Origin of the sequence: Musicola keenii (assembly GCF_014855505.1) — a bacterium.
Classification (GTDB): Bacteria; Pseudomonadota; Gammaproteobacteria; order Enterobacterales; family Enterobacteriaceae; genus Musicola; species Musicola paradisiaca.
The window spans coordinates 276,992-300,434 of sequence record NZ_JAAWVW010000004.1 but is presented as its reverse complement, the minus strand read 5'-3'; the positions used below and the strand labels follow the sequence as shown (position 1 = coordinate 300,434).

Below are 23,443 nucleotides of genomic sequence, written 5' to 3'. Positions count from 1 at the left end.
AGCAATGCCGCGATGCTGAAACTGCCGCCGAGACGGGAGCGGGAGTATGAAAGAGAAGTGAGGCAAAAAAAGCCCAAATACCCTTTTAAAAACAATGCCAGTCACCTTAAGTGACTGGCATTACCCGTTGGGTGTTTTTTTTATGCTTGGATGACGTGAGATTACAGAGGGTGATGACGCATCACGCCTTCCTGCGCGCTGGATGCTACAAGAGTCCCATCGCGCGTATAAAAATGCCCGCGCACAAATCCTCTGGAGCCCGAGGCTGAAGGACTTTCGACAGCATAAAGCAACCAGTCGTCCAGCCTGAATGGGCGATGGAACCACATCGTATGATCAATAGTGGCAACCTGCATTCCTCGTTCAAGGAAACCGAGGCCATGGGGTTGCAACGCTGTAAGTAGGAAATTGCAGTCGGAGGTATATCCCAATAGATACTGGTGGGTTCGTTCATCATCTGGCATATCGCCGTTGGCCCGGCACCAAACATAGCGTACAGGTTCATCCACTTCGCCTTTTAATGGGTTGTGGAATTTTACCGGCCGCATTTCGATAGGCCGCTCGCGGGTAAAGGCATCTCTTAACGGCGCAGGAATGAGGTGTTCCATGCTATGGGCGATTTCCCGCTCGGATTTCAATACTTCAGGCGGCGGGACTTGCGGCATGGTGTTCTGATGCTCAAATCCTGTCTCACGACTTTGGAATGAGGCGGTCATGTAGAAAATAGAACGCCCATTCTGAATAGCGCTAATTCGCCTGGCGCTGAAGCTATTGCCATCCCTCAAAATTTCGACGTCATAAATAATGGGCTTCTGGCTGTCACCCGGCAGCAGGAAGTAACAATGGAACGAATGTACAAAACGTTCGGCGGATACGGTCTGTTTGGCTGCTGAGAGCGCTTGTCCTACGACTTGCCCGCCAAATACCTGGCGAAGACCCAGATCCTGGCTTCGACCCCGGAACAAACCTTCCTCCAGTTTTTCCAGGTTCAGAAGATCGAGAAGATGTTGTAATGCCAGACTCATGTTTTAAACCTGCAGCAGTTAGTGGTTTATCCTGATGGTATCGTCTTTATGGAGTAAACGTTGGCGAGTTTAGGTTATTTATTTCCACGGGGGAGTTGCATCACATATCAGTGCATTATCAGAATATTGCACCATGATTCCTGTATCGTATGAATCATACTGCATACCTTGATGCGGCTTTTCGGCCGACCGCCTGACAGAATAACTAAAGGAGACTTACCGTATGAGATTATGGCATATCTTTGGTGGTATTACGGTATCGATCGCGTTAGCCGGATGTACAAATCTGGAGAATTTTGGTTCAGCACTAAGAACTGATGCACCAGTGACGAGTATTGTTGGCACGCGAACGTCTATCGCAACGCCTGTGGTCAGCGGTACGGTGAATCTTCGTCAGAATATTGCTCTGCCGTCTAATGCCGTGTTGACTGTAACCGTATCCGATGCATCTGCGTCTGACGCCGCAGCAAAGGTGATTACTCAACATGTTGTTCGAACTAATGGGCAACAGGCACCTTTCCGCTTTGTTCTACCCTACAATGCGCTGGATGTGAGACCTGGCGCCAGGATATTGCTGAGTGCCGCCATTGCCATCAATAATCGAGTTGTATTGATTACTGAAAACCTTATCCCCGTTATCAGTAATGGTGTGAATAATGCTGATTTGATGCTGGTGCCGGTTGCTTCAGCTGCGGCCTCTGCCCAGTCATCCGGGATGCTGCATTCGACGCAGCCAGCGCCTGTAATTGAAGGACGTTCACCCGCTTCTGGCGGTTTATTCTCGCAGTAATTCCCACCGGCTTCTCGTTGGCGGTTCTTGTGTTTATCACTCGCATCGCCAACGAAATCTTTCCAAATCAATTTTACCTGCTGCATCCAGAATGATGCCTTCGGCAAGCAATGCACATTTTTGGCGTTGGTAATTGTCTCCCTGTAGAGATAGCTCTCCATACCGGTTTATCACTCGATGCCAGGGAATACGCGACCCTTCGGGCAAACTTTTTAATATGCCGCCAACCTGGCGTGATGCTCGTGGGGAGCCTGCCATACGGGCAATATCGCCATAGGTAGCAACAGAGCCATAGGGGATCGCCGCCACGGTATGGATGACTCGTTGTCGAAAACTATATTCGCTGACTGTCATAAGTGTTATTTGGCATCGAAAGCGGGTTGAACAGTATAAAGTGGTTATTGTTCGCAGTGACAGCCGGATTGATTCGGGATGATAAAAATGGGTAAGAAAACAGCGGTCGGACGTGGGTAACTTGCATTTGTATGGGGCATCACCGATAATGCCCGCCACTCTGCGCAAGCGGAGCCTTCAATGGAGGCCCTGTCGGTTCTCCCGCAACACTAGCCCGTGAACCCGGTCAGGTCCGGAAGGAAGCAGCCGCAGCGAGTGATGTGTGTGCCGGGATGTAGCTGGCAGGGTCTCCACCACTTCTTTATCTCATTTTTTCCATTTTTAACGCGCATGTCCTGATATCGGATATTCGATAAATCGAGCATTATCTCCTGTATCAAACATGATATTACGTTACAACGTCTGGAAGACTCATCAGATAGAATCGACTATAAAAAATAATGTTGTGACAGTGGGTAATAGTTAAGAAATTTTGATGTTCTGAGAGTGATAAACTTTCATAAAATGGCTGCGTGATCTATTACGAAAGTAAGATCAAATAGGAAAGATACACTTGGTTACAATGGGAGATGAGTTCTTTTCATATCTATAAAAAAACAAAGGCCGACAAACGTATCGGCTCAGTGTCGTGAAATAGAATCGTTCAACGCACGTATTTCCATACGGAAGTCGGTACTTTATCGTACAGCTTATTCATAGTGAGTTCAGCCAGACGATGGTCTGCCGCAGAGTAGAACATTTCCAGCTCATCGTTAGAAAGTTCATACTTATTCTTCTCTATAACACGCTCTAGCGTATCAATAGTGGTGCATTTACGCAGGCGCATCAAATAATCGATTTTTTTCATAGTGACCTTGATAATTTTCCTGGATTTAAATTATAAAACAAATTATTACTTAAGTTCTTACTACCGTACAGATGCTCTTTTCTGAGAACATTCCGAATAATTCGGACTTTGATTTTTGCCATCTGCTCAACTCTGCATCATTGATACCGTAGTTGCTGAAGAGAATATAGGTATCGTCCAGATACTTTTCAACTCGCTCACACAACTCCTCTTCATTCGGGTGTTTTATCTTGTAGGTAACAATAAATGCCGCTATATGCTCAATAAGCTCATTGAGCTGAAGATTTATCGCCGAGGTAGGGTCGTTGACCCAACCATGGCTGCTGTCGCCGAGATTGGCAATGCTCTCATCACGCAGATTTTCACACAAGAATCTGAGCTGGGCAATATCATAATTTCTGGGGGTGTACTCATCCATATCTATCCCTCCGTTAAACTATCGTTCAATATTATTTAGGGTTGTCGCCAGTCAAACAGATAGAAAGTTAATGTGAAGAAGAGAGAATGCCCCTCGGTATTCTTTATTACTGCTTTAAAGACTGCACTGGGTGGCCTGATGAATGTTAAAAAATGACTTAACATCACTGTCAAAATCATCCTGCCTTAACTATAGCAGAAAATTTAACTTATGCTGCACTGACAGGTTAAAATGATCCCTATCAATACTGTATTACTAGGATGATTATGGTACTGATTGTATTTATCGACCATGGCTACAGTAATGTTTAATTTTTTTAGGAATGTACCGGGTTTATGTTCATTTCATTAAATTTAAAATTTTTGGTAAGTAATCATAATTTACTCTATTTTTTTGTTTTGTGAGATGCTTATATTCGGATGATAAATAAGAAATGGTGGCTAACTTACTGATTACTATCTGATAACAGTTATGTCTGCGTTTATTGGGGCTCAATGACGAGGGCGGGTTTTGTTTTTATGCCATGGTGTGAACATACAAGCCTACAATGACATCCAGTATTGCTGTCACATCGCTGACCACGAATCGTTCCTGCATTGATAATGACGTGGGATATAATAAGCGGAAATTTGATATATCCCGATAGATATATAGCATCCTCTGATACTGGGTTGAGTTGTTGATGACAGCGGAGGTGTAGGTTATTCCTTTCTTCATGCATTGATATTATTTCCCTTCTTATGCACTCGTATGACTCTGTGTTGTTGGTGAGGAATTGGCTGCGCTCGCAGTGAAGAATAGATATTTCTTGTTTCTGTATTTTATTGATAGATGGTTCAACGCTGCCAATCAGCAAAAATTAAAAAGGCCGCGTACGCGGCCTTTGATTAATTTCATGAAAAATCAATGAGTTTCCATTGAGTTATCAGATGTATGAGTGGTGTCTTTTTTCTGGCTAAAACGTCGGCGAACAACAACAAAGAATACCGGGACGAAATAAATCGCCAGTACCGTTGCCGTAATCATCCCGCCCATTACGCCAGTACCTACTGCGTTCTGAGCACCGGAGCCAGCACCCGTGCTGATGACCAGCGGCACTACGCCCAGGATGAACGCCAGTGATGTCATCAAAATAGGGCGAAGACGCATGCGTATAGCTTCAAGCGTTGCCTCTATCAGACCCTTGTTCTCTTTCTCCATCAAATCCTTGGCGAATTCGACGATCAGAATGGCGTTCTTGGCCGACAGACCGATAGTGGTCAACAGCCCCACTTTGAAGTACACGTCGTTTTCAAGACCGCGTAGGCTCGCTGCCATTACCGCCCCGAAGATCCCTAACGGTACCACCAGCATGACGGAGAAGGGGATCGACCAACTTTCATACAGCGCAGCAAGACACAAGAAGACCACTATCGCAGAGATGATGATTAACGCGGGAGCCTGGTTGCCCGCCAACCGTTCTTGGAAGGACATCCCCGTCCAGTCAAAACCGATTCCCGGCGGTAATTGGGCTGCCAGCGATTCCATCAACGCCATGGCTTCACCGGTACTTTTCCCTGGTGTGGCCTCTCCCACCAACTCCACAGAAGGTAAGCCGTTATAGCGCTCCAAACGGGGAGAGCCATATTCCCAGTGTGCGGAGGCAAAGGCGGAAAATGGCACCATCTGGCCGGATGTTCCACGAACGTACCATTTCTGGATATCGTTCGGCAGCATACGGAATTGTGCATCAGCCTGGACATAGACCTTCTTCACTCGCCCCCGGTCAATGAAGTCATTGACGTAACTGCCCCCCAACGCGGTAGAAAGCGTCGAGTTGATCGTGGAGATGGACACCCCCAATGCTTCGGCTTTTTCCTGATCGATATCCAGACGATACTGAGGCGTGTCTTCCATCCCATTGGGACGTACACGGATCAGCGTATCCGGATGTTGAGCAATCATTCCCAACAGCTGGTTACGGGCAGCCATCAGTTTATCGTGGCCCAGGTTGTTTTTGTCTATCAGCTCAAAGTCGAACCCGCTGGCGGTACCCAGTTCGACAATCGCTGGGATGTTGAAGGGGATAACCAGCGCTTCCTTGATTTGTGAGAAGTTGCCGAATGCACGACCGATAATGGCATCGACCTTGTTCGCAGCACCTTTCCGTTCATCCCAATCATTCAGACTGGCGAATGCGATCCCCATGTTTTGCCCGCGACCGGCAAACCCGAAACCATTAACCGTGAAGACCGATTTCACATTCTCTTTTTCATGAGTCAGGTAGTAATCGTTTACCTGATCAAGAACTTTTTGGGTGCTTTCCTGCGTCGAGCCGACCGGCAACTGCACCATGGTCAGCAATACGCCTTGGTCTTCCTGCGGCAGGAAGGAACTTGGCAGACGCATGAACATCACGGCCAGACCGGCTACGATGAGCAGATAAACCACGACATAGCGCCCGGTCGCCCGCAGGATGTTGGCTACGCTGTTGGTGTAATGATGGGTGCTTTTGTCGAACAACCGGTTGAACCAGCCAAAGAAGCCCTTTTTCTCAGCGTGATGGTCGATGGGTTTGAGAATGGTGGCGCATAACGCTGGTGTTAGAATCAACGCGACCAGTACCGACAGAACCATTGATGAGACGATGGTCACGGAGAACTGACGATAAATCGCACCGGTAGAGCCGCCGGAAAATGCCATTGGTACGAACACGGCCGAGAGCACCAGCGCGATGCCGACCAGTGCCCCCTGGATTTGCCCCATGGACTTGCGCGTGGCTTCTTTAGGAGACAATTTCTCCTCAGCCATCACGCGCTCCACGTTTTCCACGACCACGATGGCATCATCCACCAGTAGACCGATGGCGAGCACCATGGCGAACATGGTCAGGGTGTTAATTGAGTACCCGAATGCGGAAAGAATGGCAAATGTACCGAGTAGAACCACCGGAACCGCGATGGTAGGAATCAGCGTGGCGCGGAAGTTTTGCAGGAACAGGTACATCACCACAAACACCAGCACGATAGCTTCGAGCAGCGTTTTCACCACTTCATAAATAGAAATTTTTACGAATGGTGTGGTGTCATAGGGGTAAACAACCTTCATCCCTTCAGGGAAATTCTGTTCCAGCTTGGCGATTTCCGCTTTTACCGCCGCTGCTGTATCCAAGGCGTTGGCGCCGGTAGCCAGTCTAATCCCCAGGCCAGAGGCCGGTTGGCCGTTAAATCGAGCGACGACGCTGTAACTTTCACCGCCCAACTCAATACGAGCGACATTCTTGAGCCGAACTTGCGAGCCGTCCTGATTGACCTTCAACAAGATATTACCGAACTGTTCGGGCGAATTGAGGCGGGTCTGGGCAATGATGGACGCATTCATTTTCTGGCCCGGAACCGGCGGTGTTCCCCCTAACTGACCTGCGGCGATCTGGTTGTTCTGCACCGTGATGGCGGTAACTACGTCAGCAGTGGTCAACTGATAGTTATTGAGTTTATCCGGATCCAACCATACGCGCATCGCGTACTGGGCACCAAATAGCTGAGTATCACCAACGCCTAATACGCGGCTAATCGGATCTTTAATGTTTGAGCCGACATAGTCCGCAATATCTTGCTGGGTCATGTTTTTGTCATTACTGATAAAACCTAACACCATCAGGAAGCTACTGCTGGACTTCTGTACGCTGATACCTTGTTGCTGAACCTCCTGCGGCAGCAGCGGCATGGCGAGCTGCAGTTTGTTCTGCACCTGAACCTGAGCGATATCAGGGTTTGCCTTGGAATCGAACGTCACGGTGATCTGAACAGAACCGGATGAGTCGCTGTTGGACGACATATATAGCATGTTGTCCAGGCCGCTCATGTTTTGTTCGATAACCTGCGTTACTGTATCTTGCAAGGTTTTTGCATCCGCACCGGGATAGGTTGCGGTAATCTGTATCGCGGGTGGTGCGATGGTCGGGTACTGTGCGATTGGCAATTTGAGAATTGCCAATGTCCCCGTCAGCATCACCATGATGGCGATTACCCATGCAAAAATGGGGCGATCAATAAAAAACTTAGCCATTGATTAGCGGCTCCTGTTAAGACTTGGCGGGTTGCTGCTGTGATGCCTGCCCGTTCCCAGAGGTGACTTCCTGGGCTTTTACCTGTGCGCCGGGTCGGATTTTCTGCAGACCGGTCACAATGACCTTATCGCCAGCTTTTACGCCGGACGTTACCAGCCACTTGTCGCCAATCGCCTGGGTGGTGATAACCGGGCGAACTTCAACTTTGTCGCCTTCTCCTACAACCATCACGGTCGCGTCGCCGCGTGGGGTTCTATTAACGCCTTGTTGCGGAACCAGCAGGGCATTGTTATCTACTCCGGAATCCAATTGCGCTCGAACGAACATGCCCGGCATCAGCAAATGTTCCGGGTTGGGGAAAATTGCACGCAACGTAATGGAGCCTGTCGTTTCATCTACCGTGACATCCGAGAATTGCAGCGTACCTTGCTGGCCGAACTGCATACCGTTATCTAGGAGTAGACGCACATTGGCTTTCCCGTTGTTTTGCTGCAGTTTGCCGCTTTCCAACTCTTTTTTCAGTTTCAGAAAATCATTGGTGGATTGGGTGACATCCACATAAATGGGATCCAGCTGCTGAATGGTGGTCAGCGCTGCACTCTGGGCATTGGAAACCAACGCGCCTTCGGTCACTGTCGATTTGCCGATACGGCCGGAAATCGGCGCCGTTACACGGGTATAGGCCAGATTAATACGGGCAGTATCCAGCGATGCCTTGGCTGATTCGACTGACGCATCCGCCTGGCGTGCCGTGGCGACGGCCTGATCGTAATCTTGCTTACTGACGTAATTGGTGCCAACCAACGGTTTGTAGCGGTTGACGGTAAGACGTGCGATTTCTGCGCTGGCTTCGGATTGTGCCAACGCGGCTTTGGCACTGTTGTATTGTGCCTGATATGTTGCGGGATCGATCTGATACAGTGATGAGCCAGCTTGAACGTCACTGCCTTCGATGAAGTTTCGTTTCAGGATGATACCGTTGACTTGAGGGCGAACCTCCGCAATACGGTAAGCGCTTGTTCGTCCCGGGAGGTTTGTAATAATAGTAAGCGGTTGCGTTTTTAATGTGACAACGCCAACTTCAGGTAACCCACCGCCTGGGTGAGCGCCTTGTTGCGCACCATTATCACATCCCGTGAGCACCAGGCCGCCAGAAAGCATCAGCATTGCCGCCAGAGGCGTAAGCCTTCTGTTTTTATTCATAGATAAACCCCAAGTGTCCGATGTTTAATTGACCAATGGATCACAAGCCTTAAAACCCATTGCTGCGATAATTTTGTTCTCATGCTATGTTACATACATTCGTGAATGTATGTAAGTCACCCCACTCTTTCAAAACAACACCATGGCACGAAAAACCAAACAACAGGCGCAGGAAACCCGACACCAGATTATGGACGCTGCTTTACGTCTTTTTTCTGAAAACGGGGTTTCCTCTACATCATTGTCTGATATTGCAACGGCAGCCGGAGTGACTCGTGGTGCTATTTACTGGCACTTCAAAAACAAAGCCGAACTTTTTGATGAGATTTGGGCAAGAACCGAATCAAAGATTGCTGTTTTTGAAGCAGAGTATCAGTCAAAATTTCCTGATGATCCACTGCATGTATTACGAGAGTTACTGATTTACATTCTGGAATTGTCCAAGTTGGATGACGAATGGCGTTCCATGATGGAAATCATTTTTCATAAATGCGAGTTTGTTGGGGAGATGCTGCCGATCCTCAATGGCCGCAGGGAACTTTATCGTGACTGCTATGGCAAAATCGAAGCGTCTTTGCAGCGATGTCGAGGGCCGGGAATGTTGCCGGAGAATCTCAATGTGCGTCGTGCTGCGATCGTGCTGCACGCTTATGTCACTGGAATAATGGAAAACTGGCTGTTTAAGCCCAATTTCTTTGATTTGAAAGACGAAACACCATTTTTGGTCGATGGTGTTATTTATATGTTGCAGCATTCTCCGTCGATGCGTTTGCCAGACTGATCTCACTCTTCCTGATTATCACCTGTGCTTGCCCCAATATGACGATTTGGGATTTATCTCATATTACGCGAGCCGTTCCGTAAGGCGCTTTCTCGCTAGCGCTCACGCAGGCCTGGTGCCGTCGCTGAGTGGTAAAGTCGGGCGAAGGAGAGTGAACAGCATGTTAAAAATGAGGCGATGTCCTGGGGATGATTCGCATACCTCGCTATGATCATCCGTGTTAAACTGCGCCATCTTCGTTAATCTGATGATGAATTATGAGTCGCCGGTCCGCTGTTTATCCTTTTTTACCTTTCTTCTTCACTTTTCGTTTGTCCGCTGATGTATTGCATCGCGTTCTGCTGTTGCTTATCGTCGCGCTGATCCTGACATTTCCTATGGCGACATCTTTCGCCGCGACCGGCGATGTACCGACTCGGGCGGACATTCAGAACCGCCTGGATACGTTGAACAAACAAAAGAATCCTACCTCCGCCGATAAGCTGACCCAGCAGGATTTATCCCAGACGCTGGATTTGCTGGACGCTATCGATCGGGTTAAACAGGAAACCAACCAGCTTCGCCAACAGGCAGCACAGGCGCCGGCAAAGCTTAAACAAGTTAATGAGGATCTGGTGTCGATGACGGGGGCTGCGCCGACGTCATCGCAGTCGCTGGATTCGCTGTCGCTCAAACAACTGGAAGCCCGACTGAACTCCACGCTGGACGATCTGCAGTCCGCGCAGGAAAACCTATCGACATACAACAGCCAGCTGATTTCCCTGCAAACCCAGCCGGAAAGAGTACAAAGCGCGTTGTATACCGCGTCTCAACGCAGCCAACAGATTCGTAACCAACTCAATGGGATCGAGCCCAACCGGGAGCCTTTGCGTCCTAGTCAGCAGACATTGCTGCAGACGGAGCAGGTACTGGTCGGGTTGCAAATGGAGCAACAGCGTAAAAGTCTGGAAGTGAATACGACGCTGCAGGATCTGTTGCAGAAGCAGCGGGATTATACCGCCGCTCAGATCAGTCAGTTGGAACATATGGTGCAGACGCTGCAAGGCGTCATCAATAACAAACGTCTGACCTTATCGGAAAAAACCGCCAAGGAAGCGCAGAACTCTGATGAATTGCAGCGGATCCAGGAAAACCCGCTGGTCAAAGCGGAAATGGATGTGAACCATCAGCTCAGCCAACGTCTGATTAAGGCGACAGAAGCCGGAAATACCCTGGTGCAGGAAAGCATTCAGGTGAAAAACTGGCTGGATCGCGCGACGCAGTCGGAACGTAATCTGAAAGAGCAGATTACAGTGCTGAAGGGCAGTTTGCTGCTGTCGCGTATTTTGTATCAGCAGCAACAGAATCTGCCGTCGGCCGATTTGCTTAGCGATATGAGCGAGCAGATAGCCGATTTACGCCTTGAGCAGTTCACTATCAATGAGCAGCGGGATTTGTTGTTCCGGGGGGATGAATATATCCAGCAACTATTGGCTCGCAACAGTAATGTTCAGGTTAATGAAGAAGTCACCGATGCGTTGACGCAGATTCTGGATATGCGCCGCGAGTTGTTGGATCAGCTGAATAAACAGCTTGGTAATCAGTTGATGTTGGCGATCAATCTGCAAATTAGCCGTCAACAGTTGATGAGCGTTAATACGTCATTACAGCGAACGCTGACCCAACAGATTTTTTGGGTGAGCAGCAATAAACCGATGGACTGGAGCTGGCTGAAAGACTGGCCATCGGCCGCAAAGCAACAGCTCAAGACGTTTCATCTCAGCATCAAGGTGGAGCAACTGTGGCAAGGGTTGGTTTCTTCCTTAGTGTTCATCATCCCTGCACTGCTGGTCGTCGGGGGGCTTTACTGGCGGCGAAAAACAATTGATGGGTATATGGTGAAACTGGCCGGCGACGTCGGGCAGCTTAAACGAGACAGTCAGTTACACACGCCGCAGACCATCCTGCTGGTGATACTGCGTACATTGCCGGGCGCATTGGTGATCCTGTGTCTGGGGATGTGGCTGCAGCGCACCGACAGTCAAATCAGTAGCTTTGCCTGGCAACTGAGCCAGAATCTGGCGTTGTTCTGGTTGGTATTTGGTCTGGCATGGTTCAGCCTGAGCCCTGGCGGATTGTATGAGCGTCATTTCGATGTTCCCATTTCCCGTTGTTCTCATTACCGCCGTCAGACGCTGCGTCTGGGGGGGGCACTGTTGCCGCTGATGTTCTGGGCCGTGCTGGGGGATAAAGCGCCGCAATATCTGGTCGGAGATGTCATCGGCCAGACTGTCGTGGTGTGTAATCTGCTGTTGTTGACGATTCTGGTGTTCCCGATATGCCGTGATAGCTGGCGTGCTAAAGATCACCATACGGCTCGGTTGATGGTGGTGACGGTGCTGGCAGCCATGCCGCTGTTTCTGATCGGATTGATGCTCAGTGGGTACTTTTATACGACGCTGCGCCTGTCCAGTCGCTGGACCAACAGCCTTTACCTGCTGATTGTCTGGAATATCGTGTATTTGACGACGTTCCGCGGGTTAAGCGTCGCGGCCCGGCGTTTGGCTTACCGCCGCGCTATCGCCAGGCGCCAGAATATGGTGAAAGAGGGGGCGGAAGGCAGCGAGCCGGTGCCGGATGCGCCGATGGCGTTGGAGGAAATCAGCCAACAGTCATTACGACTGGCGACGCTGGCTCTGTTGCTGATTTTTTCTGGCGCACTTTATTGGATCTGGGCCGATTTGGTCACGGTATTCTCTTATCTCGACAGCGTTACGTTGTGGCATTACACCGTAGCGGGCGCCAATGGCACCGTGTTGCAACCTGTAACGCTGAATAATGTGCTGGTAGCGCTGGTGATTGGTGTGGTTGCCTATATCATGACCCGCAACCTGCCCGGTTTGCTTGAAGTATTGGTACTCTCGCGGCTGCAATTGCGGCAGGGAACCTCATACGCCATCACGACGATTCTAACCTACTTGATTACCGCGGTGGGCGCCGTGTCGTCCCTCAGTTCGCTCGGTGTCTCGTGGGATAAACTGCAATGGTTGGTCGCTGCGTTGTCTGTGGGGTTAGGCTTCGGTTTGCAGGAGATTTTCGCCAACTTTGTTTCCGGCCTGATTATTCTGTTCGAAAGACCGGTGCGTATTGGCGACACTATTACCATCGGGTCGTTTTCGGGGTCAGTCAGTAAAATCCGGATTCGCGCCACCACGATTACCGATTTTGACCGAAAAGAAGTCATTATTCCGAACAAGGCCTTCGTGACTGAGCGCCTGATCAACTGGTCGCTGTCGGATACCATCACCCGCGTATTGATTCGTATCGGCGTGGCCTATGGTTCCGATCTGGACAAAGTGAAAGAGGTTCTGTTGCAGGCGGCGCGCGAAAACTCACGTGTGATGACGGATCCGGAACCACAGGTGTTTTTCCTGTCATTTGGCGCCAGTTCGCTCGATCATGAATTGCGATTGTATGTGCGTGAACTGCGAGATCGTAGTTATACCGTGGATGAACTCAACCGCACGATCGATCGCCTCTGCCGCGAAAACGGGATTGATATCGCCTTCAATCAACTGGAAGTGTACCTGCATAATTCACAAGGTAATGAAGTAAAAGAAGTGTCGCGCGTGTTGGCGCAGGACGCGCCAGATAAACCGGAATAAGGCTCATGTTCATGGCCGGAACAGCGAGTGTTGTTCCGGCCTTATACTAGGCATCCGACGTGGTTGGTGTTTGGCGAAGTTTTTTCTGATAGTCCAACCGGACAATTTCCAGTGCCGCCAGTACGACCGCCGGTTCTATCCGGTTGTCCTCCAACAGCATAATCAGGTCTACCGCCAGTTTGACTTCCGGGGGTTCGTCTTTCAGAGGCATAGGATGACTCCTCGCGTTACGTCGTTATGACAGGCCGTGTTCCTGCCGTTCTATCTGGCGTTCCAGCCGTTTCAACGCCTGACGGCAGCGTTGCAGGCGTCCTTCAAGCGCAGCCAGTTCCCTCTGTAGTCGCTGTTGTTCATCCAGTTGGGTTTGTGCGGCGAGCAGACTTTCCCGATCTTGCACCATGGCCAGTAGTCGCCGTTCATATCCCTGATATTCCGCTAATTTCTGATACAAATCTGCTGATTCTGCATGTACGGGTTCACGCTCTCGCAGCGTCTGAGTCGCCAATTCCCGTTGCAATGCGGTGATTTGAGCCAGCAACTTCTCCGCCAGAAACACGACGCGCTCATGGTTTTGGTCTTGTACATACAATGCTAAGTATTGGTAGTTCTGTCGTATTTCGTCCAGATAGTGGCGCAACCGTGTGTCGTGGCCGCCGAACAACTGGCGATCAAAGCGGGATGAACGCGCCTGTTGTTCGGCGATCGGTGCGATTTCCCGGGCCAGCGTTTCGATCTGGCGATGAAGCGCCGCCAGCAGAGCCTGCGTATTCATGAGGATAACGCCTCCATCATCGGGCGTTTAGACCGTATATTTACGACGGTCTGCCGCTGTGAAATTTGAAATCAGCATCCGGGCGGGTGATAAGCTCGGCCTCGGTCGCGGCGAAAAATGCGATACGCGCGCTGATATCTCTGCCGGCGATCTGTTCCGCCAGCGCCAGATAATCTTGATAGTGGCGGGCTTCCGAGCGCAATAGCGAGATATAGAATCGTTGCAAATCCTCTTCCAGATAAGGCGCCAGTCTGGCGAACCGTTCGCAGGAACGCGCTTCGATAAAGGCGCCGATAATCAGTTTATCCACCAACGCATCGGGTTCATGGGTGGTGATGCATTGTGTCAGCGCTTTGGCATAGCGGCTGGCGGAAACGCTCTGATAAGAAATGCCGCGCTGTTCCATGATTTCCAGTACCTGATAGAAATGGTGCAGCTCTTCTTTGATAAGCAAAACCATTTTATCGATCATATCCTGACTGTAGCTGCAATCTGGGCGCGGCGTAAGCTGTTTGGATATGTGACTGGTGGCGCGCAACGACGCCAGCGATCCTGTTCTTTTGTAGGCGAAGTTTTCGTAAGGGGAGAGCCACTCCGTCAGTTGCTGTCGTCCCTGTTCATCGACTGCATAACGCCGAATCAGAAAGGCGGCGCTTTGTGCCGCTTTCAGTTCGCATAGCAGGTGATCGCGCAAAAGAATGGGCAGATTTTCGGGGCGTTGCGCTTCCCGAATCCATTCGTCTGGCGTTTCGGTCAATAGAAAATGATGGATGGGGGCGAGGATCGAACAGTCAAACATGGATGTGCGGCGGCGGATTGATTGAGTTAACGTGCGGTTATGATACAACAATTCCCAGATGTTGTGAGCAATCGCCGGGCACGGGAGGATGGCATGTATCGTATGGCATTGATAGTCGTTGGGTGGTTGGCGGTCGCACTGGCAGCACTCGGCGTGGTGCTGCCGTTGTTGCCGACGACTCCTTTTCTGTTGCTGGCCGCTTGGTGCTTTGCCCGTTCATCGCCGCGGTTTCATTACTGGCTGCTTTACCGATCCTGGTTCGGTGGTTATTTGCGTCACTGGCAGCAGCATCGTGCGTTGCCGCCCGGCGTGAAAGGAAAAGCAATGGCTGTCGTCATCGTCACGTTTGCGCTCTCTCTGTGGCTGGTGGATGTCGTCTGGGTCAGAGGCGTATTGCTGGCGATTCTGACGGGATTGTTGGTCTTTATGCTGCGGTTGCCGGTTATTGATCCGACGCAACAAAAAACGCGCTGACGATGGTGGGCTGGTTGCATTTGGCGGCCAGTTTGACTAGATTTGAGCGTTTTCGTGCGCAGGCCGCGATGTTGCCTTTTCCGCAGACGGTCTCGCCGACCACGGGAATGAAGTATGTCTGAAGGGAAAAGCGGGAGGCGATTTTTCGCCAACAGAGATTGTCCCGCAACGCCTCGGGCATAACGTCGCTTTTCATTGGCCGGCCAACCGGGCGTGCGGTGACTGCTGTAGGGTATATGGCAGCCGCGGCCGGCACTTTAGTAAACAGAATGTTTTATCAGGCACAAGATTATGACCGCAACTCAGCAGCCAGAATTGATTAAAAACAGTATCAAAAGCATTCCCGACTATCCGAAGCCGGGCATACTGTTCCGTGATGTCACCAGCCTGCTGGAAAACCCTCAAGCGTATTCGACAAGCATCGACATGCTGGTGAATCGCTATCGTAGCGCAGGTATTACCAAAGTCGTCGGTACCGAAGCGCGTGGTTTCCTGTTCGGCGCGCCGGTGGCGCTGGCACTGGGCGTCGGTTTTGTCCCCGTGCGTAAACCCGGCAAACTGCCGCGCCAGACCATCAGTGAAAGCTATGAACTGGAATATGGTACCGATACGTTGGAAATTCACGCCGATGCGATTACCACAGGCGATAAGGTACTGGTCGTGGATGATCTGTTGGCGACCGGCGGTACGGTAGAAGCTACGGTAAAACTGATCCGCCGTCTGGGCGGCGAAGTGGCGGATGCCGCCTTCATTATTAATCTGTGCGACCTCGGCGGTCAGCAGCGCCTGGAAAACGTAGGTGTGGCCTGTTACAGCCTGGTCGACTTCCCCGGCCATTAATGACGGCAGTCTCGCCGATGGCGACGAGACTGTGTTAGCATCACATCCTCAATTACTCAACTGCCGCGGTATCGATGAGCTATCAGGTTCTTGCCCGTAAATGGCGCCCCCAAACCTTTGCCGATGTCGTGGGTCAGGAGCATGTCCTGACTGCGTTGGCCAACGGTTTGAGCATGGAGCGTATTCACCATGCCTACCTGTTTTCCGGTACACGGGGAGTGGGAAAAACCACTATTGCCCGACTGCTGGCCAAAGGACTGAACTGCGAACAGGGCGTCACGGCAACGCCTTGCGGGCAGTGTGATAACTGCCGGGAAATCGAGCAGGGGCGTTTCGTCGATTTGATTGAGATCGATGCCGCTTCCCGCACCAAAGTGGAAGATACCCGCGATTTGCTGGATAACGTGCAGTACGCGCCCGCTCGCGGACGCTTCAAGGTCTATCTGATCGACGAAGTGCACATGCTTTCCCGCCACAGTTTCAATGCGTTGTTGAAAACACTGGAAGAGCCACCGCCGCACGTCAAATTTCTGCTGGCGACCACCGATCCGCAGAAGTTACCGGTCACTATCCTTTCCCGCTGTCTCCAGTTCCATCTTAAGGCGCTGGATCCTGAAGCGATCCGCCAGCATTTGCAGCATGTACTGCAGGAAGAACATGTGGCTGTGGAGCCGCGGGCGCTTCAACTGCTGGCGCGTGCCGCCGATGGCAGCCTGCGCGATGCATTGAGCTTGACCGATCAGGCTATCGCCATGGGGCAAGGTAGCGTCTCCGCCACGGTCGTCAGCCACATGTTGGGCACGCTGGACGATGAGCAACCGCTGGCGTTGCTGGAAGCTGTCGTGAAAGCTGATGGCGAACAGGTCATGGCGCTACTGGAGCAGGCTGCGGCGCGTGGTATGGATTGGGAAGCGCTGTTGGTAGAAATGCTGACGCTATTGCATCGCATCGCGATGTTGCAACTGCTGCCTTCTGCGATCGGCGATGAATATGCATCGGTTGAGCCGCGGTTGCGAGATCTGGCCAGAGTGACTCCGCCTGCGGAAATCCAGCTGTATTACCAGACGTTGTTGGTTGGGCGCAAAGAACTCCCCCATGCGCCGGATCGGCGCATGGGGGTAGAAATGTCGCTTTTGCGGGCGCTGGCATTTCATCCGCAGCAAGTGATTAGCGAGCCGTCCCCCACTGTTGTGGCTCCAGTGACGATACCGCCGGTCGCGACGGAAACGCTGCCCATGACATCGGCGGCACCGGCCCGACGCACGGGTGCGGCAGAGCCGCCCGCGATGGAAATGCCACGCTCAACGGATGCACCGCCGATGCCTGACGAGCCTCCGGCTGCATTGCCAGACAGTACCGCGCAACTGTTGCAGGCGCGCAGTCAATTGTTGCGCCGTCAGGGGACGCCCCCGACAAAAAAGGCTGAGCCGGCGGCGTCAGGAAACGCCCGGCCGGCAACATCAGCTCTGGAACGGCTGGCTTCGGTAACGGAGCGAGGACAGCAGCAGATGGTGGCCCGCACGGCCGAGCAGAAGGCAGAAAAGAAGCCGGAAGCTTACCGTTGGCGGGCGCAACAGAAAAAGGAAGTGCAGCCGACGACTGCGGTCGCTACGCCAAAGGCGCTCCGTTCCGCTCTGGAGCATGAAAAAACGCCGGAACTGGCGGCTAGACTGGCGGCGGAATCGTTGTCTCGGGATGCCTGGGCGGCGGAGATCGATAGCTTGCCGTTGCCGAAACTGGTGCAGCAGCTGGCGCTGAACGCTTTCAGGGAAATGCCGCAGGAAGGTGAAGTGCACTTGCATTTGCGCTCGTCCCAGCGCCATCTGAATACGGCGGCGGCGCAGAAGGCGCTGTCAGATGCGTTGGCGGCGCATTACGGTCGTCCTATCCATTTGGTCGTTACCGAAGATGACAACCCGGCGGTAAGAACGCCGCTGGAGTGGCGCCAGGCAATTTATGAAGAGAAACTGGCGCAGGCGCGCCAGTCGATTATGTCTGATGCTAATATTCAAACGCTGAGACGTTTTTTTGACGCGGAACTGGACGAAGAGAGTATCCGCCCCGTTTAACCCCGCTGCCGTCGGCAGCCTTAAGTGGTAGAGAGAGTGCTATGTTTGGTAAAGGCGGTTTAGGCAATCTGATGAAACAAGCCCAGCAGATGCAGGAAAAAATGCAGAAGGCTCAGGAAGAGATTGCCAGTATGGAAGTCACCGGCGAGTCCGGCGCCGGTCTGGTCAAAGTCACTATCAATGGCGCGCATAACTGCCGCCGGGTTGAGATCGATCCCAGCCTGATGGAAGACGATAAAGAAATGCTGGAAGATCTGATCGCCGCGGCGTTCAATGATGCCGCCCGTCGCATCGCCGAAGCGCAGCAGGAAAAAATGGCGTCGGTTTCCAGCGGTATTCCGTTACCGCCGGGCTTTAAGATGCCGTTCTGATGCAAACCAGCCCACTTCTTGAATCGTTGATGGACGCGCTGCGTTGTCTGCCGGGCGTCGGGCCCAAGTCAGCGCAGCGCATGGCTTTTCATTTGTTGCAACGCGATCGCAGCGGCGGCATGCGGTTGGCGCAGGCGCTGACCCGCGCCATGTCGGAGATCGGTCATTGCGCCGATTGCCGGACGTTCACCGAGCAGGACGTTTGCACGATTTGCGCCAATCCGCGCCGTCAACAGAACGGGCAGATTTGCGTGGTGGAAAGCCCGGCGGATATCCACGCCATCGAGCAGACCGGGCAGTTTGCAGGGCGTTACTTCGTATTGATGGGGCACCTGTCACCGCTGGATGGCATCGGGCCGGGTGATATCGGGTTGGATCGGCTGGAAGAGCGTCTGGCGACTGAATCCATCAGCGAAGTGATTCTGGCCACCAATCCTACGGTCGAAGGGGATGCTACGGCCAACTACATTGCTGAACTTTGCGCCGAACATGGCGTGATGGCCAGCCGTATTGCCCACGGCGTGCCGGTCGGCGGCGAGCTGGAAATGGTGGATGGCACCACGTTGTCTCATTCGCTGGCCGGCCGTCATCCGATCAAATTCTGAACCTCCTCCCAACGGAATCATGCAGCCGGTTGCCCGGCTGTTTCTTTATGATCATGTATCGCGCCATCTGCGTCGTTGATGGTCGATTTCCCCCTTGAAATCCGGGATGACGATCCCCATCTGTTGCTCATCTTCCGCTAATCAGCCTGAATAATTACGTATTGAGGTAAGTGACAATGAGTATGAAAGGCCAAGAGACTCGTGGCTTCCAGTCAGAAGTAAAGCAACTGCTTCACCTGATGATCCATTCGCTGTATTCCAACAAGGAAGTATTCCTGCGTGAATTGATCTCCAACTCGTCGGATGCGGCTGATAAATTGCGTTTTCGCGCGTTGTCTGCCCCTGAGCTGTATGAAGGCGACGGCGAGCTGCGGGTTCGGGTTTCCATCGATAACGACAAGCGTACTCTGACGATTTCTGATAACGGTATCGGTATGAGTCATGATGAAGTGATCGATAACCTCGGGACGATTGCTCGCTCCGGTACCAAAGCGTTCTTGGAGTCTCTGGGTTCTGATCAGGCGAAAGATAGCCAACTGATCGGTCAGTTTGGGGTCGGGTTCTACTCGGCGTTCATTGTGGCGGACAAAGTCACGGTGCGTACCCGCGCGGCAGGTACGGGTGCGGATCAAGGCGTGTTCTGGGAGTCCACCGGCGAAGGCGAATACACCATCGCCGAGATCGTCAAGCCTGAGCGTGGGACTGAAATTACGCTGCATCTGCGTGAGGGGGAAGACGAATTTCTCGATAGTTGGCGCGTTCGCTCCACCATCAGTAAGTATTCCGATCACATCGCGTTGCCGGTGGAAATCGAAACCCGCACCGAGAGCGAAGAGGAAGGCGGTGAAACCACCGTCAGCTGGGAGAAGATCAACAAGGCCCAGGCGCTGTGGACTCGCGGCAAGTCTGAAATCAGTGATGAAGACTATAAAGAATTCTACAAACACATTGCCCATGATTTCACGGATCCGCTGGTGTGGAGCCACAATCGGGTCGAAGGCAAACAGGAGTACACGAGCCTGTTGTATATTCCGGCCCAGGCGCCATGGGATATGTGGAATCGCGATCACAAGCACGGGCTGAAACTGTATGTGCAGCGCGTGTTCATCATGGATGACGCGGAACAGTTCATGCCAACCTATCTGCGTTTCGTGCGCGGTCTGATCGATTCTAACGATCTGCCGCTTAACGTTTCCCGTGAAATTCTGCAGGACAACCGCGTCACCCAGAATCTGCGTACTGCATTGACCAAACGTGTATTGCAGATGCTGGAAAAGCTGGCGAAGGATGACAGCGAAAAATACCAGACTTTCTGGCAACAATTTGGTCAGGTACTGAAAGAAGGCCCGGCGGAAGACGGTGGCAACCGTGAAGCGATTGCCAAACTACTGCGTTTCGCTTCCACCCACGCCGACAGCTCCGCGCAGACGGTATCGCTGGAAGAGTATGTCGGCCGTAGGGTGGAAGGCCAGGATAAGATTTACTACATCACCGCCGACAGCTATGCCGCCGCCAAGAGCAGCCCGCATCTGGAGCTGTTCCGTAAGAAAGGTATCGAAGTGCTGCTGCTGTCCGATCGTATTGACGAATGGATGATGAGCTATCTGACGGAGTTCGATGGCAAATCCTTCCAGTCTGTCAGCAAGGCGGATGAGTCGCTGGACAAGCTGGCGGACGAAACGGATGACAGCCAGAAAGAGGCGGATAAAGCGCTGGAACCGTTTATCGAGCGTGTAAAAGGGTTGTTGGGCGAACGAGTGAAGGATGTGCGGCTGACGCATCGTTTAACCGATACGCCTGCTATCGTCACGACGGATGCCAACGACATGAGCACCCAGATGGCGAAACTGTTTGCCGCTGCGGGTCAGAATGCGCCGGAAGTGAAGTACATTTTTGAACTGAACCCGGAGCACCCGCTGGTGAAACGTGCCGCCGATACCGGCGATGAAGGGCGGTTCGGCGAGTGGGTGGAACTGCTGCTCGATCAAGCCTTGCTGGCTGAGCGCGGTACGCTGGAAGATCCCAATCAGTTTATCCGTCGTATGAACCAACTGCTTACCGCCTGAGCGGAATATAACCTGATTTCCGCTATTGCGGAGTGAGGGGGATAACGACGGCGCCGGAGAAACGGCGCCGTCGTCGTATTTACCGTGCTGTTCATGAGCTATATTCCGACGTATTGGTCTGCCACGTAGTCATTCGTTTCTGTTATCTGCGGTTTTCCCGTCCCAGTACCTTCGTCTACACTTTCAGAACGTCCGAACATATTTCGGATCAGTGCCAGTGAATATTGGGCTTTTTAGCCGTTTTAGGGGCGTCACGCGCTATTTGTCAGTTTTTGATGGATTTTAGGCATCGAATCGCCGCTGAACCGAGCCCGTTCCTTGAGGAAGACCCTGCGGAATGGTATGGTTTAGCGTTTTTCAAATTTTTTTTAAAAACTACATAGCAAGGGGAATTACGCGATGCGTATTATTCTGCTGGGCGCTCCGGGCGCAGGCAAAGGTACTCAGGCTCAGTTCATCATGGAGAAATACGGGATTCCGCAGATCTCTACGGGTGACATGCTGCGAGCGGCGGTAAAAGCCGGTACTGAACTGGGCAAGCAGGCCAAGGAAATCATGGACGCGGGTAAGCTGGTGACTGACGCACTGGTGATTGCCCTGGTAAAAGAGCGTATCGCTCAGGACGATTGTCGCAATGGTTTCCTGCTGGATGGCTTCCCGCGCACGATTCCTCAGGCAGACGCCATGAAAGAGGCGGGTATCAGCGTCGACAACGTGATCGAATTCGATGTGCCGGATGAACTGATCGTCGAACGCATTATTGGCCGCCGCGTGCATGCGGCATCCGGTCGCGTCTACCATGTAAAATTCAATCCGCCCAAGGTGGAAGGTAAAGATGACGTGACGGGCGAAGATCTGTCCGTCCGTAAAGACGATCAGGAAGACACCGTGCGTAAACGTCTGGTGGAATATCATCAGCAGACCGCTCCGCTGGTTGACTACTATCAGCAAGAAGCCGCCGCCGGCAACACCCGTTACCACAAAATCGACGGCACTCGCGCCGTTAGCGATGTCAGCGCTGAACTGGCCCGTATTCTGGGCTGATTCTTCGGCGATATCGAAAAATGCCAGACTCATGTCTGGCATTTTTTTTAGGGGGAATACCCGCCGGTAGGGGGCGTCTAGGTGGTGATAAGCGCTCCTGACGCGGTTTTCGTTGCAGTGCGGTGAAGATTCGTGCTGCCGGTAGGTTGCGTCTGGGCTATCAGCACTGACGATTGCTGGCATCGGTTTTTACCGCCGGGCCGGCCATTCTTCCTCGTCACTTTTTCGCTACAATAGCTGCCTGTTATTGGTGAAAGACGCGATAGCCGCGCTATCGGACGTATGAGGAAGGGAGCAATGCCGAAAGAGAAGCAGGGGGTATTGATGGTGAATCTGGGGACGCCGGATGCACCGACGCCCAAAGCAGTAAAGCGTTATCTGGCGGAATTCTTGCATGACCGTAGAGTGGTGGATCTGTCGCCGTGGCTATGGTACCCGCTGTTGCACGGCATCATCCTGCCCACTCGTTCTCCCCGTGTCGCCAGGCTGTATCGTTCCATTTGGACGGCAGAAGGTTCGCCGTTGCTGGTGTTTAGTCGACGGCAGCAGCAGGCGTTAGCGCAGCGTCTTGGCGATACGCCGGTGGAGCTGGGCATGAGCTACGGCGCTCCAGGGTTACAGTCCGCGATTGACCGGCTCCTGGCGCAGGGGGTGACGCAGCTAACTGTTCTGCCGATGTATCCGCAGTATTCCTGTTCTACCACGGCATCCGTATGGGATGGCGTAGCTCGCTGCCTGCAAGGCCGGCGCAGCATACCGGGCGTCCGGTTTATTCGTGATTACGCAGAACATCCGGCTTACATTGCGGCGTTGAAACATCGGGTGGAAACCTCGTTCGCCGAACATGGCGTACCGGATCGTCTGGTGGTGTCGTTCCACGGTATTCCGCAGCGCTATGCGGATGAAGGCGACGACTATCCGCAGCGTTGTGCCGCCACGACGCGGGCGTTGACGGCAGCGCTCGGTTTACCGCCGGAACAGGTACTGATGACGTTTCAGTCGCGTTTCGGCCGCGAACCCTGGCTGACGCCCTATACGGATGAAACCATGGAAAAACTGCCTGCTCAGGGCGTCCGGCATATTCAGGTCATTTGCCCCGGCTTTGCGGCGGATTGTCTGGAAACGCTGGAGGAAATCAAGGAGCAGAACCGGGAGCTGTTTCTGCATGCGGGCGGCGCCTCTTTTACGTATATCCCGGCCCTGAATGACGACCCGCTGCATATTGCGTTGCTGCAACAACTGACGACATCGTCTGACTGACGGATCCCGTCGCGTCAAGCCAGGCGACGAGGC

At 52.4% G+C, this 23,443-nt stretch carries 21 protein-coding genes and 1 other RNA gene; 12 read left to right on the top strand and 10 right to left on the bottom strand.

The genetic code is table 11. From position 1 onward, the window contains the following. Positions 1–161: 161 nt before the first annotated feature. Positions 162–1,025 carry an acyl-CoA thioesterase II gene (gene tesB, locus HEP82_RS06475; protein WP_192457321.1) on the bottom strand — a complete coding sequence of 288 codons (864 nt, stop codon included), beginning with the start codon at positions 1,023–1,025 and terminating at the stop codon, positions 162–164. A 223-nt stretch (positions 1,026–1,248) separates the two neighbouring features. On the opposite strand from tesB, the gene HEP82_RS06470 reads away from it, so the two are divergent. Next, on the top strand, positions 1,249–1,815 hold the full coding sequence (locus HEP82_RS06470) for a YbaY family lipoprotein (protein WP_192457320.1): 567 nt from the start codon (positions 1,249–1,251) through the stop codon (positions 1,813–1,815). 36 nt (positions 1,816–1,851) lie between these two features. Here HEP82_RS06470 and HEP82_RS06465 read toward each other — a convergent pair whose 3' ends face one another. Further along, positions 1,852–2,169, bottom strand: coding sequence for an MGMT family protein (locus HEP82_RS06465; RefSeq protein ID WP_192457319.1), 318 nt, complete (start codon positions 2,167–2,169; stop codon positions 1,852–1,854). A gap of 190 nt (positions 2,170–2,359) precedes the next feature. Between HEP82_RS06465 and ffs the strand changes: the two genes are divergently transcribed. Further along, an RNA gene (gene ffs / locus HEP82_RS06460) (signal recognition particle sRNA small type) lies at positions 2,360–2,456 on the top strand. A gap of 356 nt (positions 2,457–2,812) precedes the next feature. Here the strand turns inward: ffs and HEP82_RS06455 are convergent. The 4 genes from HEP82_RS06455 to HEP82_RS06440 form a co-directional block, all read right to left on the bottom strand. Next, the gene (locus HEP82_RS06455) at positions 2,813–3,016 is read right to left on the bottom strand and encodes an HHA domain-containing protein (protein WP_012764630.1); all 204 of its coding nucleotides are present in this window, start codon (positions 3,014–3,016) and stop codon (positions 2,813–2,815) included. Positions 3,017–3,065: 49 nt separating this feature from the next. Beyond that, complete coding sequence (gene tomB / locus HEP82_RS06450; RefSeq protein WP_192457318.1) at positions 3,066–3,434, bottom strand: Hha toxicity modulator TomB; 369 nt, start codon at positions 3,432–3,434, stop codon at positions 3,066–3,068. Positions 3,435–4,337: 903 nt separating this feature from the next. Further along, a complete protein-coding gene (locus HEP82_RS06445; RefSeq protein ID WP_192457317.1) occupies positions 4,338–7,481 on the bottom strand; it encodes an efflux RND transporter permease subunit in 3,144 nt (1,047 codons plus the stop codon). A 16-nt stretch (positions 7,482–7,497) separates the two neighbouring features. Then, the gene (locus tag HEP82_RS06440) at positions 7,498–8,685 is read right to left on the bottom strand and encodes an efflux RND transporter periplasmic adaptor subunit (RefSeq protein ID WP_192457316.1); all 1,188 of its coding nucleotides are present in this window, start codon (positions 8,683–8,685) and stop codon (positions 7,498–7,500) included. 142 nt (positions 8,686–8,827) lie between these two features. On the opposite strand from HEP82_RS06440, the gene acrR reads away from it, so the two are divergent. Both acrR and mscK read left to right on the top strand, forming a co-directional pair. Beyond that, positions 8,828–9,466 (top strand): multidrug efflux transporter transcriptional repressor AcrR, encoded by a 639-nt coding sequence (gene acrR, locus HEP82_RS06435; protein WP_192457315.1) that lies wholly within the window; start codon positions 8,828–8,830, stop codon positions 9,464–9,466. Between the two features lie 257 nt (positions 9,467–9,723). Then, positions 9,724–13,110 carry a mechanosensitive channel MscK gene (gene mscK, locus HEP82_RS06430; protein WP_192457314.1) on the top strand — a complete coding sequence of 1,129 codons (3,387 nt, stop codon included), beginning with the start codon at positions 9,724–9,726 and terminating at the stop codon, positions 13,108–13,110. 46 nt (positions 13,111–13,156) lie between these two features. Here mscK and rsmS read toward each other — a convergent pair whose 3' ends face one another. From rsmS to miaE, 3 genes are read right to left on the bottom strand one after another with little or no spacing between them, the layout of a single operon-like run. Next, entirely contained in the window at positions 13,157–13,321 is a 165-nt protein-coding gene (gene rsmS / locus HEP82_RS06425; RefSeq protein WP_192457313.1) for a pleiotropic regulatory protein RsmS, read from the bottom strand. A 24-nt stretch (positions 13,322–13,345) separates the two neighbouring features. Beyond that, complete coding sequence (priC, locus tag HEP82_RS06420) at positions 13,346–13,882, bottom strand: primosomal replication protein PriC (RefSeq protein WP_192457312.1); 537 nt, start codon at positions 13,880–13,882, stop codon at positions 13,346–13,348. Positions 13,883–13,922: 40 nt separating this feature from the next. Beyond that, entirely contained in the window at positions 13,923–14,681 is a 759-nt protein-coding gene (gene miaE, locus HEP82_RS06415) for a tRNA isopentenyl-2-thiomethyl-A-37 hydroxylase MiaE (RefSeq protein WP_192457311.1), read from the bottom strand. Positions 14,682–14,774: 93 nt separating this feature from the next. Between miaE and HEP82_RS06410 the strand changes: the two genes are divergently transcribed. Next, a complete protein-coding gene (locus tag HEP82_RS06410) occupies positions 14,775–15,155 on the top strand; it encodes a DUF454 family protein (protein ID WP_192457310.1) in 381 nt (126 codons plus the stop codon). On the opposite strand, the gene HEP82_RS06405 is transcribed toward HEP82_RS06410, so the two are convergent. Continuing rightward, positions 15,124–15,351 (bottom strand): hypothetical protein, encoded by a 228-nt coding sequence (locus HEP82_RS06405; protein ID WP_192457309.1) that lies wholly within the window; start codon positions 15,349–15,351, stop codon positions 15,124–15,126. The two genes, HEP82_RS06410 and HEP82_RS06405, sit on opposite strands and share 32 nt — an antisense overlap. A gap of 95 nt (positions 15,352–15,446) precedes the next feature. Here HEP82_RS06405 and apt point away from each other — a divergent pair, with 95 nt between their 5' ends. The 7 genes from apt to hemH all read left to right on the top strand — a co-directional run bounded on the left by apt (position 15,447) and on the right by hemH (position 23,410). Further along, positions 15,447–15,995 (top strand): adenine phosphoribosyltransferase, encoded by a 549-nt coding sequence (apt, locus tag HEP82_RS06400; RefSeq protein ID WP_012764640.1) that lies wholly within the window; start codon positions 15,447–15,449, stop codon positions 15,993–15,995. A gap of 74 nt (positions 15,996–16,069) precedes the next feature. Next, positions 16,070–18,064 carry a DNA polymerase III subunit gamma/tau gene (gene dnaX, locus HEP82_RS06395; RefSeq protein ID WP_192457308.1) on the top strand — a complete coding sequence of 665 codons (1,995 nt, stop codon included), beginning with the start codon at positions 16,070–16,072 and terminating at the stop codon, positions 18,062–18,064. Between the two features lie 41 nt (positions 18,065–18,105). Next, positions 18,106–18,435: a YbaB/EbfC family nucleoid-associated protein gene (locus tag HEP82_RS06390; RefSeq protein ID WP_012764642.1), complete on the top strand. Its 330-nt coding sequence runs from the start codon at positions 18,106–18,108 to the stop codon at positions 18,433–18,435. Beyond that, positions 18,435–19,040: a recombination mediator RecR gene (recR, locus tag HEP82_RS06385; RefSeq protein WP_192457307.1), complete on the top strand. Its 606-nt coding sequence runs from the start codon at positions 18,435–18,437 to the stop codon at positions 19,038–19,040. The genes HEP82_RS06390 and recR overlap by 1 nt, the downstream gene beginning before the upstream one ends. Before the next feature lie 182 nt (positions 19,041–19,222). Then, positions 19,223–21,106, top strand: a complete 1,884-nt coding sequence (gene htpG, locus HEP82_RS06380; RefSeq protein WP_192457339.1) for a molecular chaperone HtpG — start codon at positions 19,223–19,225, stop codon at positions 21,104–21,106. A 399-nt stretch (positions 21,107–21,505) separates the two neighbouring features. Next, a complete protein-coding gene (adk, locus tag HEP82_RS06375; RefSeq protein WP_192457306.1) occupies positions 21,506–22,150 on the top strand; it encodes an adenylate kinase in 645 nt (214 codons plus the stop codon). 297 nt (positions 22,151–22,447) lie between these two features. Next, complete coding sequence (gene hemH, locus HEP82_RS06370) at positions 22,448–23,410, top strand: ferrochelatase (RefSeq protein WP_192457305.1); 963 nt, start codon at positions 22,448–22,450, stop codon at positions 23,408–23,410. The last annotated feature ends 33 nt before the right edge of the window (positions 23,411–23,443 follow it).